A 13,272-nucleotide genomic window follows, 5' to 3' on the forward strand; every position below is an offset into this window, starting at 1 on the left:
TCCATGCCGGTCGCCGACGCCCGTTACACGGCCGATTACCTGCGTTTGAAAGGACTGGCCGAGAAGGGCAATGCGAATGCCCAGCACAGCCTGGGCTTCATGCATTTCAATGGCCAGGGCATCGAGCAAAGCTATGCGCTGGCGCTGCACTGGTATGGCCTGGCCGCCGCGCAGGGACTCGAACACGCGCAATACAACCTGGGCGTGATGTGCCAGAAAGGCCAGGGCGTGGCGCAGGATTTTGCGCAGGCCGCGCAGTGGTACCTGAAGGCGGCCGAACAGGGCTACGCGGCGGCGCAGTACAACCTGGGCTGGCTGTATGCCAAGGGCCAGGGCATCGCGCAGGACAGCGGCCAGGCCATGCTGTGGTTCAGCCGCGCGGCCGAACAGGGCGACGCGGGCGCGCAAAACAATCTGGGCATGATGTACGACAACGGCAAGGGCGTGCCGCAGGACTTCGCGCAGGCGATCGCCTGGTACCGCAAGGCGGCCGAGCAGGGATATGCGCGCGCGCAGTTCAACCTCGGCCTGCGCTATGACAATGGGCAGGGCGTGCGGCAGGACCGTCAGCAAGCGACGGCCTGGCTGCGCAAGGCGGCCGAGCAGGGCTATGCGCCGGCCCAGTTCAACCTGGCGCTGCGCTATGAAAATGGCGACGTGCTGCCGCAGGACAGCGGGCAGGCGATCACCTGGTACCGGCGCGCGGCGCAGCAGGGGCACGCCAGTTCGCAGTTCAACCTGGGCCTGATCTACGACAATGGCCAGGGCGTGCCGTGCGATAAACAGGCGGCGCTCGGCTGGTACATCAAGGCGGCGGACCTGGGCCACGCGGCGGCCCAGCATAACCTGGGCCTGCACCACGAACATGGCGCGCACGACTACACCCAGGCGCAGCGGTTTTACCGCCAGGCCGCCGAACAGGGTTTTCCCGCCGCCCAGTATCAGCTGGCGCTGCTGTACGAGCATGGGCAGGGCATGCCGGCCGATGCGCAGGAGGCCGTATTCTGGTACCGCAAGGCGGCCGACCAGGGACATGTGCGGGCCCAGTTCGGCCTGGGCTTGCGCTATGAGCATGGCCAGGGCGTGCCGCAGGATTTATCTCTGGCGCTGGAATGGTACGCTCGCGCCGCCGAGCAGGATTACGCGCCGGCGCAATACCTGCAGGGCGTGCTGCACGACCGCGACGACGGCCCGGCGCCCGACAGCCAGCGGGCCTGTGCCTGTTATTGCCGCGCCGCCGCGCAGGGCCACAGCCTGGCGCAGTTCGCGCTGGGCCTGCGCCATGACAATGGCCAGGACGTGCCGCAGGATTACGCCGCCGCGTGGGAATGGTATGCACTGGCTGCGCACCAGGGTCACGCGCGGGCGCAGATGAATCTGGGCCTGATGGCGGCCAGCGGCCAGGGTGGTCCGGTCGATTTGCAGCAGGCGTATATCTGGCTGTCGATGGCTGCCGCCGCCGGCGTGGCCGGCGCGGAAAAGTCCCTGCGCCAGACGGCGTCGCGCATGCGCGAGACGGACTTGCTCCAGGTACGCCAGCGTATGGCGGTGCTGGCCGACTGATTCAGTCTCTCCCTGGACTGCACCGCTCGAATGCGCGCGGAGGCCACAGGGGGGCTGTGCCGTGCCAGCCGCGCCGGCATGCCTGGCTGTTCCTGTTGCGACAAAAAATGCTGGCATCGCTGCGATTTTGCTATGCTAAGGGTTCAAGAACCATTGGCTTTCAAACAAAGGATGAATATGCGCCCGACCTCTTTTCCCGTCCGCCCCGCCGCCATGGTGTGCGCGCTGGCGCTGTGCTCGTCCATGGCAGGCGCCGCCAGCCCGCTCGCCGCCCTCAGCAACCAGGACGCCAGCAATGGCTTGAAGGCGGCGCTGGAAGCCGGATCGGCCGCCGCCGTCGCCAAGCTGGGCATCGAAAATGGCTTCCTCAACAATGACAAGGTGAAGATCAAGCTTCCGGGCATCCTGGAGCAGGCCAAGCCCTTGCTGAAAATGACGGGCCGCGGCCAGCAGCTGGACGACCTGGTGGTGTCGATGAACCGGGCCGCCGAGTCGGCCGTACCCATGGCCAAGCCCTTGCTGCTCGATGCGGTGAAGTCGATGAGCGTCACCGATGCGAAGAATATCCTGTCCGGCGGCGACACCTCGGTCACGGACTTCTTCCGCCAGAAGACTTCTGCGCCGCTGGCCGTCAAATTCCTGCCGATCGTCAAATCCGTCACGGACCGCTCCGGCCTGGCCAGCAAGTACAACAGCACCATGAGCCAGATCGGCAAGACGGGCCTGGTACCGCAGCAGCAATCGACCGTGGAAGGCTACGTCACCGACCGCGCCCTCGACGGCCTGTATCTGATGATCGGCGAAGAAGAAAAAGCCATCCGCAGCAATCCGCTCGAGTATGGCAGCAAGATCATCGGCAAGGTCTTCGGCAGCCTGAAATAAGAACCACCACCGCGAAGATTTGCTCGCCGCATTCCATTCGGCGTAAAATGCAGGCTTCGCGGGTGTAGCTCAATGGTAGAGCAGAAGCTTCCCAAGCTTACGACGAGGGTTCGATTCCCTTCACCCGCTCCAGTCAAAAACGGCGAAAAACCTGTTTTTGCTGCTCCACAAAGCCGCCGTCGCTCCACAAAATCGTGTTAAATGTACTAGCACACGCCTAATCTGGCACTGACTGTCTGATAAAGTAGAGTTCTTCTGAGGGCTGGAGGGCTGGAAGCATGACACAAGAAAAAAGGATACCCTAGCTTGATGTATGAGAATTTTTTGGAATCGGAGAGCTGTAAATGAAGGCTGTTGAGCTTTTTGCAGGCGCTGGCGGACTTGCCATGGGCGTCAGTCTAGCGGGCTTTAAGCCACTGGCAGTGGTCGAATGGGATAAGTGGGCTTGTGATACGGTGCGTGACAATCAAGCTAGCGGGTATCCGCTTATCGCAGATTGGCCCTTGCACGAAGGAGATGTGCGTCACTTCGACTGGTCTGGCATTAGCGAGTCGGTTGATCTGGTCGCAGGCGGCCCTCCTTGCCAGCCATTTTCTATGGGGGGCAAGCACAAAGCCAATGATGATAGTCGCGACATGTTCCCGGCAACGGTCGATATTATTCGTCGCCTTCGTCCGAAGGCATTCATTGTTGAGAATGTCAAGGGACTGACGCGCTCGACGTTTGCAAATTACTATCAATATATTCTTCTTCAGCTAGAATTTCCCGAGCTTCCTTCGCGGAAGAACGAAGAATGGTTCGATCATTTTCTTAGACTGCAAGCGCAGCGTTCAAGTGGCGGTCAACGCGGGAAAAAGCTGACTTACAACGTCACTGCAACGTTGGTGAACGCTGCGAACTACGGTATCCCACAGAAGCGTGAACGGGTCTTTATCATAGGCTTTCGGTCTGACCTGAACATTGAATGGAGCTTCCCACGGCCGACTCATAGCTATGACCGGCTGTTGCATGATCAATGGGTTACTGGGGACTACTGGAAGCGGCATGATGTTCCTGCCGCTAAGCGTCCTACGATGCCGGCAGCGTTAGCTGCACGGGTGAAGAAACTTGCGGCCAAAAATGATCTGCCAGCCTCGCTCCCTTGGCGAACAGTGAGAGATGCCATTGTTGGTTTGCCTGACCCACAGACGGCAGCAGGTAAGAAGATTGCGAATCACAAATTTCAGCCAGGTGCAAAAGTTTACCCTGGCCATACTGGTAGCCCGTTGGATTTGCCTGCGAAGACCCTCAAGGCAGGAGACCATGGCGTTCCTGGTGGTGAAAATATGTTAGTCAATCTTGATGGAAGCGTACGATATTTCACTATCCGTGAATCGGCTCGAATCCAAACGTTTCCCGATGGCTTTCATTTTCACGGTTCGTGGTCCGAGACGATGCGCCAATTGGGCAATGCTGTGCCAGTGGCTCTTGGTCACGTTGTTGCCCGTAGTGTTGCAGAAAAATTGATTCGTAATGAAATGAAGCACTTGGCAGAGCAAATGGTACAGATGAAGGGCGTGGCATGAGTAAGGGCAACATCATTCCTTTTAATCCCCTCGACAAAAAAAATCTCGGCGCTAGTGTCGCTGAGGCAATGCTAGAACAGAACGCTCTTCCTTTAGCAAAACTGACATCTTTTGTTGGCGTGGGTATCTACGCAATTTATTACATGGGGGACTTTCCCGCGTATGCGGCTTTATCTGCACGCAACTGTGACGGAGTGTATACAGCACCTATTTATGTTGGTAAGGCTGTACCGGCAGGGGCGAGGAAGGGTGGAGGAGTCGGTGAGATCGGAAGCACCGCGCTTTATAAACGCTTACGTGAACATGCCGAGAGTATCGGTGCTGCGAGCAATCTTCGTATAGAGGACTTTTTTTGTCGCTTCTTAGTTGTTGATGACATTTGGATTCCACTGGGTGAGTCTCTTTTGATTGCGAAGTTTACTCCCGTGTGGAATGTACTCGTAGACGGTTTTGGCAACCATAATCCTGGTAGTGGTAGGCTCAAAGGGCTATGTCCCAAATGGGATGTGTTACATCCTGGTCGTGCCTGGGCTCCATTATTGCAGTCTCGGAAGGAGACTCCGGAGCAAATTAGCGGGGAGATTGAGGACTATTTCCGTTCGATCGCTTTCCCTGCGAGCCACCATATACTAGCCCCATCGCAACAGCCAACCAACACATCCCTGTTTTAAGCTCTAGTTCGATCATCGAGTGTCCTTTCCCAAGGACACTCGTTTACTGCATTAATCCTATCTCGTTGGTGCCACAATTTTTCCCCTTCGAAGGTAATGGCGTTGTGTCGTCTTCACGCTATCATGTCCCAAAAGATCGCTGGCTGCTTGGTCGCCACGATCATCCGAAGTATCGTCGGCCGCCTTCGCGCGCAGGTCGTAAAACCAAAATGCCATGATGTCCTGAGCCAGCTCGGGCATATGCTTGGCCGCTCGCTTTTTTGCTGTGTCAAAGTGTGTGCGAAGCGCTGGCGCAGTCAGGCGTTTGCCGTGAATATTGGTCAGTAGCGCGCCCGTCACGACCTTGTGCGTTGCTTTGCGCGCCCGGATGCGGTCCATCAGCTTGGCCAGCTCTCCAGTGATAGTGATGCGCAGCGGCTGCTTGGTTTTTTCTTGTGTAATGATCAGGTGCCCGTCGATTATGTCTTGTTCAGTCATGCGCAGCGCATCAGCCGGACGCTGGCCAGTCAGGTATGCCAAGTCCATCGCATCCCGTAGCGGCGCGCTGCCTTGCATGCGTACAGCGGAGAACACGGCATCCGTAATGTAGACGGTTCGCTTCGCCAGTGAATGTCCCTGGATGCCCTCGCAAGGGTTCGGCAGACTCGTATAGCCCCAGCCGCGCGCATGGTTCCACATTGTTGAAAATACCCGTTTGCAACGGTTGGCGGTGGTTGGCTTGTCGGCGTGGTCGTCTAAGAACTGTCGAATATGCATTGGCTTGATCTGGTCCAGCGGCGCCCCGGAAAAGGCAGCCAGCAGGTGTTTGATGTCAGACCGATACATGCGCGCTGAACTGGTGGCGAGTTTTGGAACCGCTTCAACCAGGTAGCGCATTTCGACATCGGAGAATGTCGCGTTGGCAGTAAGCTCCACTACGATGTTCAGCTCAGCATATTTTTTCAAGGCCAGGATGAAGTCGGGCCCAAGGGGGATTTCCTTGCGCGGCTTATCTTTCGTGTACATGTAGTAATACACCCTGCCGCTGCGCTGGGTGCGCGGGTGCATGTTTGGTGGCATGTTCAAGTTACGCGTGTTTCGTCGACCCATTTTTATTAATCCTTGGCATTACCCATGTTTTTTCCCTTGGCGCTTCCTTGCGCCCCTCTACTGCAGCAACCGTAACAACTGGCCGCCCGATGGCATTTACCCAGAAGGGGAGGCCCATCTTCCGCAGTGCCTCAATTTGCTTCGTTTTCATCTTCCGGCCGGTCAGGGCGCAAATATCGTCCATCGAGAGGAAGGCAGAATTTGCGGTGATGTGGTTTGTCATACCGCATCCCTAAATCAATGCGGGAGCAATCGCCGCCAATGGCACGGCACGGAACATGCCGGCCCACTGGTGATCCAGTTGTACCCAGGCGTGTAGCTCACCATTGCCCACGTCTCGGCGCAGATCGCTGACGGTGCCTGCCAGCTGGCCCTCATCGCTGTCGAACGTTACGCGGGCGCCGCGAGTCACTTGCGGCGACGAGATGGTCAGGTTGTTCAGCATTGCAGGCTTCCTTTCAATTTTTGGGCGTACAGAATATTCAAGGTGACGTCGATTTGACGGATGTCTGCATGCGCGGCAGAAACATCTGCCTGGCACACGCCTGTTTTCCGGATCCCACACATGTGAGTAAGCATTTGCTCTATGAGTCCCTCCTTGCGTTCGAGAGCTATATGCCGCTTCTTGTGCAATATCCGCAGTTCGTTGGCGATCCGCGCCTGGTAGCCCTCGTCGGTATTGATAGTCACACGGTCGCCCAGGGCGATTTGCCGCAGCGAATTGGTCAGGTTGGTCAGCATTGCGGTACTCCTTTCAATTTGGCAGAAACGCCGCATACGCCGTAGCGGTCGATGGCGTTCAGAATCACGTCGCCGCAGCAAGCGGCAATCGCGGCATAGTCAAAGCGTTCGGTTAGCGTGCGAACGATCACGGCATAGGTGCTCATGTGCCATTTCCTTCATAGGGTGGGTTGTCGGGGACGATCAGCCGAGGATAGGGGCAGGCGTTGACGGCCGCCCAGGCGGCAATGACTGCTGTTTTTGCCTCATCGGAAAGGTTCGGCGCGGGTGCCGCCGGCGGCGTGGCCGGGGCAGCGCCAACGGGGTGCGTACAGTTATTTACACGAGTCCGAGGAACGGCAACCCCGACAGCCACCGCGCGCCCGCCTGTGGCCTGTACCGGCGTCCACGTATGGCGCACGGACTTGAAGACCACGCCAATCAGATCGCTGCAGCGCACGCCGTAGGGCGTGATGCGTTGGGTTTCACCATAGCGACCGATGACGTTTTTTTCGTCCTTGGCCAGGGTGACGACCAGTTCCTTGCGCGGCACCAGGGCGCCGCCTTGGGCGCGCAGGTATTCGGCCCAGCAGGCGCGCTTTTCGCCGTCGATCTTTTGCACGGCATCCCAGGCGCGCCGCATGGCGGCCGGCGCTTCAGTGAGCATGCTTTCCTCGATGCGGCGCAGTTCGCGCCACACGGTGACGGGCGCGCCGCCCCATTGCTGGAATTGGCGGATGCCCCAGCACGCGGCCCAGGACTCGACGCGCGCCGATGGCGTCAGCTCGACATCGCCTTCGGTGTCGGCCGTGACGACATAGCCTTCCTTGGTTTTGTGGTCGGCTACGCCGTCGATGTTCTTGGCCACGTACTTGGCGATGTAGCCGGCGGCGCTGCCCTTGGCCCAGTCGATGCGTTTCACGTCCAGGCGGCGCGCGAAGGCGCCCGGTTCGCCACGGTCCACGCGCCAGGCGTAGCGCTTCATGATGCGGATGGCACGGCCGGCCACGTCCCGCAGGTGAGCCGTCTTGTATTTCGCGGTGGGGCGCACGAACAGCAGCAGATGCCAGTGCGGGCAGCCGTCGTGATGCGGCTCGGCGATGCGAAAGCCGTACAGGCCAATGCCACGGCGCGCCAGCGCGGAGCGGCACAGCGATGTCATCTTGCCCAGGTAGGCATTCGCCTCGCGCGGCGTGGAGCCGTCGAACTTGTCGTTTGCCTTGCCGCTGTGCTGCATGGCGTGGAAGCGCGATGGGCACGTCCAGGTGATGAAAATGCCCTGGTCGCCGCATTCGCGGGCGATCTGTTCAAAGCCGTTGATGCGCAACATTAGTTCGCCGCGTCGGATGGCTTTATTCGACGTCGTTTTCTCGGCCAGCTCGGCGATGCTGAATTGCTGGCCATTCTCGTTCTGCACCAGAGTGGCCGCCAGCGCTGCCGCATTGCGGCGGTTCTGCGCAAGGCGCGACAGCACGGTGTCATTGCTGGCGTAGGGCTCGCCGCTGTACTTCACATAGCCCAGGCGGATATTGCCCGCCTCAAAGGCGCGCTTGACGCGCTTGCGCAGTTGGCGGCGCCACCAGCGGGCGTCCACCAGGCGGGCGATGGTGTCGGTCAGTGCGTCGAACTCGGGCAGCTCGATGCCATACGAGGCGCATTCGTCTTCCATGATCTGCAGGGCGTGCGTGTCAGACACGGCCATCCACAGCATTTTGGTGACGCCGGCCGCCGCGCGCTCGGCGGTGGCCACGATGTCGGCGTCGCTTTGCGACAGGTCTACGCCGGCCGGCACGTACTGTTCGGCGAACTCGCGCACAAAGCTGGTGGCGATGGATTCATAGACCTTGTACCAGGACGACCAGGCCATCTTGGCCATGGCGGCCGTGATGATGCGGTTGCGCCACTTGAACGGGATGCGGGCTAGCTCGGGCGCGAACTGGGCGGATCGCAAGAAGGCTTCGTGACGCTGCGGGGCAGACAGCAGGATTTGTTTAGATTGCATTCAACAGTCTTTCGTACACACGGATAGCGGCAGAGGTGGCGGCGCGCAGCTCGATGCGCTCTTCCTCGGTAAATGAATGGATGGGCGATTCCCAGCGGTCGGCGTCCATGCCGGCGGCGATCAGCACGGAACGGCGCGCGCCGCGCGGCGACAATCCCCACGCCTGGGCGATGAAGGGCGCCAGGTTGCGCGGCTTGATGCTGCGCAGCTGAGCCTTGGCTTCGGCGATGGCGGCCAGCGCATGCCCGGCACCTGGCGGCGTCGGCATGTCCTTGTCGCGTGCAGCCAGGATCTCGGCGGCAGGCTGGAAGGACAGGTGATTGTCGATAAGGGACGCCGGCATGGTTCAGTCCTTGATGGCGCCGATGGCCCGCAAAACGTCAGGGGTAATGACGATCAGGACCGACAGCAGCCAGATGCCGCAGATTTTGGCCAGGCGCAGCATCAGCGTGCTCCTGCCTTGAGAAAATGCTCTGCCCAGTACGGGAGCGTGTGCGATGCGCCGCAGCAGTGCCGGGAACTCGCTTCAGTGGCGAAAAGGTAGTTCAACTCGATGGGCAGCTTGCCGACCAGGGCGCGCTGCTTGGCTGGCGCGAAAAAACCGTCACGCTCCAGTGCCTGCGCATCGCTGACGATGAAGGTCAGATTGGCAGCGCCGTAGGCGTGATAGGTCTTGGCAATCTCGCGGATATAAGCGGACAGCGCCTCGATGTCGGCGCCAGTGCAGGGTTGCAGCAGGAAGCAGGTCGGCGCCACCGGCACTAGGCACTTTTGCATGGCTGGGCGGGGCGCGCCCGGCGCCGTGGAATAGTCGGCATGACTGATGGCATACGGCGTGTTTTCCATCGGTTTTCCTTATTTCAGGTTGAACGAATCCCGCACGCTCAAAAGGGAGCGCTGCAGGGCACAGCAAAATAGGGGGAGTTACGGCGGCCGGGCTACGGCGGCGCGAGGATCGGGATATTCATCAGCAGCCCGCCGTTAGGTCCAGGGCCAGCTGGCTGGTGGCCGCAGTACGTGCATGCTGGGACATCGGGATGCGGATATCCGGCTTGGGCATGGCGGACAGCGAGAGGGTGCGCAATACTTCCAGGCCTGCCACGAAGGAGTGCCCGCAATCGGGGTTCTGGCACATGTAGGTGATTTCCTTGAACATGGCGGACATCGTGCGGCTTTTGACGGCGCGGACGGTGTATTCGCAATGCGGGCAGGGCAGGCCGATGACTCTCATTTGTTCTTTCTTTTCACTTGATACAGGGCACGGCCTCGGCCGCTCATCTTGCGAATCCCGATTCGTACGTTATCCTTAATCAACCACTCGATAGTCTGGTCGATGGTGTCCAAGCCCTGCTGTATTCGGACACGTTCAAACGTGTCTTGGTCTTCATCGCATGTTTCTACAGGTACGGAACGGTCGGGCATATTTTCGGCTGCTCAAAAGTTGCTGATTGGTGACTTCATTTAGGCAGCAATGCTGGGTAAGGTGACACTGTTGTCGTCGCCAAGCACTATTGCCGCCTGGCGAAGCGCGAGCTGCCGCAGAAACGGCGCCAATTCATCGCCCTGATAATTGGCGATGGCGGCCAGGACGTCATACTCATATTCGTCAAGTCGTACCATGACACGGTTGTTACGGACGCGTTTTGGATCGGGATACATGGGCCTGCTCCTGTGCTGTTAAGCGTGATGGACAAGGGAGAATTGTTCGAGTTCGGCCTCGTAAGACTGCAGGCCACGTAGCAGCATCAGGCGCATAAAAGATGCGCGTGAACGGGAGTCTTGCTGTGCGAATTTTTCCACGCGTTCGATCTCAGGAGGGAGCAAGCGAATCGGGATTGGCTGCGAAAGTGGGTTCTTTGGCTGCCGCGTGACTGGGGCGGTAGATGTCATAGGATATGATTTGTATACGTCACATGGTAATGACGTAAATATAGTGGACAAACGTCCACATGTCAACGTAAAAGAGTGGTCATATGTCTTATTTTAAGGATCGTTTGCGCGCTGAGCGTAAACGACTAGGGCTTAGTCAGGAAAAATTTGCTGCGATAGCAGGGGTGACCAAGGACACTCAATTAAATTACGAGAGTGGTGCGCGTAAGCCAGACTCCGATTACTTAATCGCTGTTTGCAGTGCTGGCGTCGATTCACATTATTTATTGCATGGCACACCATCCGGCGCGGATTTATCCGAGGAAGAGGGCGAGCTATTGCGTGGTTTCCGCAGCCTGGATCTGCGCGGTAAGCTGCGATTGCTTGGCATGGTTGAGGGAATGTCTGATGCCCCATCAGTCGCTATGCCGAAGACTGCCGAAAGGCAGACGCAACTAATTGTCCACGGCAAAGTTGGTCAGCAGATTCACGGGGATATTACGGCCCCACAAACGATCAACATGGGCCGTAAAAAAAAATGACCAGCGGAAATCGCGGCGGACTAGGGGCGCGCCGCCAAAGTGGGCGCCTCGATGGCCAGTCGTGGCATTTTTTGCACTGACTTTAGCATGCTGCTGGCCGATATTTAAATGTGAATTGATGGCTACGACAACTGGCGAGAGTGTTAAGAATTCATGTTTTTTTGACGGGAAGGCTTACACGGTTGGTATTGTCATCGAGACGGCGCAGGGTATCAGATGTGAATGTGCTCCTGCTGCCACTGATGGTTTTCCAGCATGGGTGAGCGGTAGCTGGAGCTAGTTACTGTACAGCTAGACGCTGGCTTGAAGAGTGGCTTCATGGCTGATAGCAGTGTCCGTTATCGGCCAATTGCAGACGCTCACGAATCTCTCCTCAATATGAACAACCGTGTGCGCTATTTAATTGTTGACGGAAATCTCTCAGGAACCGGTGTCCGTAACGCCGTCGAGGGTGGCTGGCTGACGGCACCTGCACTAGGCATTTCAGAACGTCTAGTCGATGAAATTTCCGAGTGGCAGAAACGATATGAGTTGGCTCACTTTCGGACATTTACAGACTTGAACGAAGTTGATAAATTAGACACGGATGGATTAGTCCTGTGTCAAAAACTAGCTGAGGAGTTAACTCAAGCAAAGGTGCAGTATTTTTCTAGCGCTAGGATGCAGTTGATAATTCCTTGATTGCCTGTATACGGCCAGAAGCGGTCGTATAGCAACATTCATTTTTTGACCTGGCTACTCAATCATCTAGAGGTAGAAATGGCATCTTTACTACATGAGGTTTGGGAGGAGGAAGATGGAATAACGGTTTGTATTGCTAACGGGAGTCGGCCGGAATTTATGACGGCTGATGCTCGATTTATTGCAACGTTTGAAGCATCTTCCTGGACAGAAGCAATGACAAAGTATTATGAAATGTACGATTTGGGAGTTTACAAGCCCTTCGATTCATCCTCAGAGCCTTACTCCGAAGAGTCGAAAGCTCGCCAAATCGATCAGTTAAAAACGCGTCAAATACGACTGACTTAAGTTAATCTTGGACATGTCGGTTACGTCTGCTTCGGGGTGTAACCTGCCAACGACGGCAACCGGCCAGGAGCAGACCTACCCCTTCACAAATGTTGAGAATGACAAATGACGTACCGCCCGGCATCTGATCCAAAAATTCATGAGCTTGTATCCGCTCTGTACACGGAAAGATGGACGAGTTCGGCCAGCAAGATTGAACAACTGGTGGCAATTTCCGACGCTTGGAAAATCTGCGAGCTTCTCACTTCCAGTGAAGGATGGAGGGAGCGGGTCGTCGCAGCGAAAATTATTGCTGCATTCGATTTCGTTGATCTCATCACACCCTTGATCAGTACATTCATCGGCCGTGCCGAGTCGAACACCCTTCACTCCTTCGTCAAGCTGATCATTACTACTGCAATGCCGGACACCAAGCACAAACTCCTTGAGGAGCTTCGTGCTTGCTGTCCCGATACATCGTATGGCAGACACATGATCAAGGTGATTGACGATGCTTCCGATGCAGTTTAGAACTTTGCAGCTACCAAGCTTTGTCGCAAGATCGAACGGCCGCTTCGGGGCGAAAGCAGCCGCTGAGCGGACGTAAATTGTGCACGCTCATGCCGCTTCCACACCAGCTACTGCTTGCGTAGGTCGCCAAGGTTCCTCACTGTTTTCGCGGATGATGTCCCGTACCTCCTCAATTTGCTTCCACGCATGCAGTGCCCGCTCGTTTTCGCCGCCTGCGACGCCGTTAACTGTGTCTAATGCTTGGTTGTTTGACGATTGGCGTGCGGCCAGAAAAATGTAAGGTAGATATGCCTGGGGCATTTGGCGGCATGAGAGTTTTTTATAAAATCCTGTCAGTTTTTCAAAATCATAAAATAGTCAAGGGTTTCTGAATAAGATTGATCTGTACAGGTATTACGCCCTCTAAATAAAACGCTTTTTCCTGAGGCGAAAGCAACCAAGAGTCCGGCATAATATTCTTTGGCGTGAGGACGTGTCAGCGAAAAAGATAAATAATCGCCATTTTTGCCATGGCAAGCGGGGGCGCCGGGAACGCCTCCAACGGGAAAAACATAAACCAGTGCGCCGTCTCCATAAATTAGAATTTTTTCTATTGGCGCTGAAAATTCCGTCGCGTGGCAGAAATTGCTGGCAAAGAAGAAGAGAAAAACTGAAAAGAATACTTTGTGGAGTTGCATTTTTTATACCTCATTGAAATTGATGAAAATTAGATATGATTAGCATCACGTATTTGTCGTTAGAAATTTTTCATACCTGTGACTTGAAAAAATGTATTTTTAAATAAATTAAAAATACATAATTTTTCTGCTGCACTTATCTTATTAGAAATA

18 protein-coding genes and 1 tRNA gene are annotated in these 13,272 nt (G+C 56.6%); 8 read left to right on the forward strand and 11 right to left on the reverse strand.

Annotation, left to right across the window (positions count from 1 at the left end; translation table 11 throughout):
* Window positions 1-3: 3 nt before the first annotated feature.
* The 5 genes from O0880_RS00665 (at window position 4) to O0880_RS00685 (ending at window position 4,681) form a co-directional block, all read left to right on the forward strand.
* The gene (locus tag O0880_RS00665; RefSeq protein WP_289884534.1) at window positions 4-1,563 is read left to right on the forward strand and encodes an SEL1-like repeat protein; all 1,560 of its coding nucleotides are present in this window, start codon (window positions 4-6) and stop codon (window positions 1,561-1,563) included.
* Window positions 1,564-1,740: 177 nt separating this feature from the next.
* Complete coding sequence (locus O0880_RS00670) at window positions 1,741-2,445, forward strand: DUF4197 domain-containing protein (protein ID WP_289884535.1); 705 nt, start codon at window positions 1,741-1,743, stop codon at window positions 2,443-2,445.
* 58 nt (window positions 2,446-2,503) lie between these two features.
* Window positions 2,504-2,577, forward strand: a tRNA-Gly gene (locus tag O0880_RS00675).
* Window positions 2,578-2,789: 212 nt separating this feature from the next.
* On the forward strand, window positions 2,790-4,010 hold the full coding sequence (locus tag O0880_RS00680; protein WP_289884536.1) for a DNA cytosine methyltransferase: 1,221 nt from the start codon (window positions 2,790-2,792) through the stop codon (window positions 4,008-4,010).
* Window positions 4,007-4,681, forward strand: coding sequence for an Eco29kI family restriction endonuclease (locus O0880_RS00685; protein WP_289884537.1), 675 nt, complete (start codon window positions 4,007-4,009; stop codon window positions 4,679-4,681). The genes O0880_RS00680 and O0880_RS00685 overlap by 4 nt, the downstream gene beginning before the upstream one ends.
* A 57-nt stretch (window positions 4,682-4,738) precedes the next feature.
* Here O0880_RS00685 and O0880_RS00690 read toward each other — a convergent pair whose 3' ends face one another.
* The 10 genes from O0880_RS00690 to O0880_RS00735 all read right to left on the reverse strand — a co-directional run bounded on the left by O0880_RS00690 (window position 4,739) and on the right by O0880_RS00735 (window position 10,151).
* A complete protein-coding gene (locus tag O0880_RS00690; protein WP_289884538.1) occupies window positions 4,739-5,728 on the reverse strand; it encodes a tyrosine-type recombinase/integrase in 990 nt (329 codons plus the stop codon).
* A gap of 19 nt (window positions 5,729-5,747) precedes the next feature.
* Window positions 5,748-5,993, reverse strand: a complete 246-nt coding sequence (locus tag O0880_RS00695; RefSeq protein ID WP_289884539.1) for a DUF4224 domain-containing protein — start codon at window positions 5,991-5,993, stop codon at window positions 5,748-5,750.
* A gap of 9 nt (window positions 5,994-6,002) precedes the next feature.
* Window positions 6,003-6,215 carry a hypothetical protein gene (locus tag O0880_RS00700; protein ID WP_289884540.1) on the reverse strand — a complete coding sequence of 71 codons (213 nt, stop codon included), beginning with the start codon at window positions 6,213-6,215 and terminating at the stop codon, window positions 6,003-6,005.
* A complete protein-coding gene (locus tag O0880_RS00705; protein ID WP_289884541.1) occupies window positions 6,209-6,511 on the reverse strand; it encodes a hypothetical protein in 303 nt (100 codons plus the stop codon). Before O0880_RS00705 ends, O0880_RS00700 begins: the two co-directional genes overlap by 7 nt.
* Window positions 6,505-6,657 carry a hypothetical protein gene (locus O0880_RS00710; protein WP_289884542.1) on the reverse strand — a complete coding sequence of 51 codons (153 nt, stop codon included), beginning with the start codon at window positions 6,655-6,657 and terminating at the stop codon, window positions 6,505-6,507. Before O0880_RS00710 ends, O0880_RS00705 begins: the two co-directional genes overlap by 7 nt.
* Window positions 6,654-8,492, reverse strand: a complete 1,839-nt coding sequence (locus O0880_RS00715; protein WP_289884543.1) for a replication endonuclease — start codon at window positions 8,490-8,492, stop codon at window positions 6,654-6,656. Before O0880_RS00715 ends, O0880_RS00710 begins: the two co-directional genes overlap by 4 nt.
* Entirely contained in the window at window positions 8,482-8,835 is a 354-nt protein-coding gene (locus O0880_RS00720; RefSeq protein WP_070313738.1) for a hypothetical protein, read from the reverse strand. Before O0880_RS00720 ends, O0880_RS00715 begins: the two co-directional genes overlap by 11 nt.
* A gap of 101 nt (window positions 8,836-8,936) precedes the next feature.
* Entirely contained in the window at window positions 8,937-9,338 is a 402-nt protein-coding gene (locus tag O0880_RS00725; protein ID WP_289884547.1) for a hypothetical protein, read from the reverse strand.
* Between the two features lie 121 nt (window positions 9,339-9,459).
* On the reverse strand, window positions 9,460-9,723 hold the full coding sequence (locus O0880_RS00730) for an ogr/Delta-like zinc finger family protein (protein ID WP_071079002.1): 264 nt from the start codon (window positions 9,721-9,723) through the stop codon (window positions 9,460-9,462).
* A 230-nt stretch (window positions 9,724-9,953) separates the two neighbouring features.
* Entirely contained in the window at window positions 9,954-10,151 is a 198-nt protein-coding gene (locus O0880_RS00735; RefSeq protein ID WP_289884549.1) for a hypothetical protein, read from the reverse strand.
* Window positions 10,152-10,465: 314 nt separating this feature from the next.
* Here O0880_RS00735 and O0880_RS00740 point away from each other — a divergent pair, with 314 nt between their 5' ends.
* The 3 genes from O0880_RS00740 to O0880_RS00750 all read left to right on the forward strand — a co-directional run bounded on the left by O0880_RS00740 (window position 10,466) and on the right by O0880_RS00750 (window position 12,442).
* The gene (locus O0880_RS00740) at window positions 10,466-10,903 is read left to right on the forward strand and encodes a helix-turn-helix transcriptional regulator (RefSeq protein ID WP_289884550.1); all 438 of its coding nucleotides are present in this window, start codon (window positions 10,466-10,468) and stop codon (window positions 10,901-10,903) included.
* Between the two features lie 318 nt (window positions 10,904-11,221).
* A complete protein-coding gene (locus tag O0880_RS00745) occupies window positions 11,222-11,584 on the forward strand; it encodes a hypothetical protein (RefSeq protein WP_289884551.1) in 363 nt (120 codons plus the stop codon).
* A 453-nt stretch (window positions 11,585-12,037) separates the two neighbouring features.
* A complete protein-coding gene (locus O0880_RS00750) occupies window positions 12,038-12,442 on the forward strand; it encodes a hypothetical protein (protein WP_289884552.1) in 405 nt (134 codons plus the stop codon).
* 332 nt (window positions 12,443-12,774) lie between these two features.
* Here the strand turns inward: O0880_RS00750 and O0880_RS00755 are convergent, their stop codons facing one another.
* Window positions 12,775-13,119, reverse strand: a complete 345-nt coding sequence (locus O0880_RS00755; protein ID WP_289884553.1) for a hypothetical protein — start codon at window positions 13,117-13,119, stop codon at window positions 12,775-12,777.
* Between the last annotated feature and the right edge of the window lie 153 nt (window positions 13,120-13,272).

Origin of the sequence: Janthinobacterium sp. SUN118 (genome assembly GCF_030397695.1) — a bacterium.
Classification (GTDB): Bacteria; Pseudomonadota; Gammaproteobacteria; order Burkholderiales; family Burkholderiaceae_D; genus Janthinobacterium.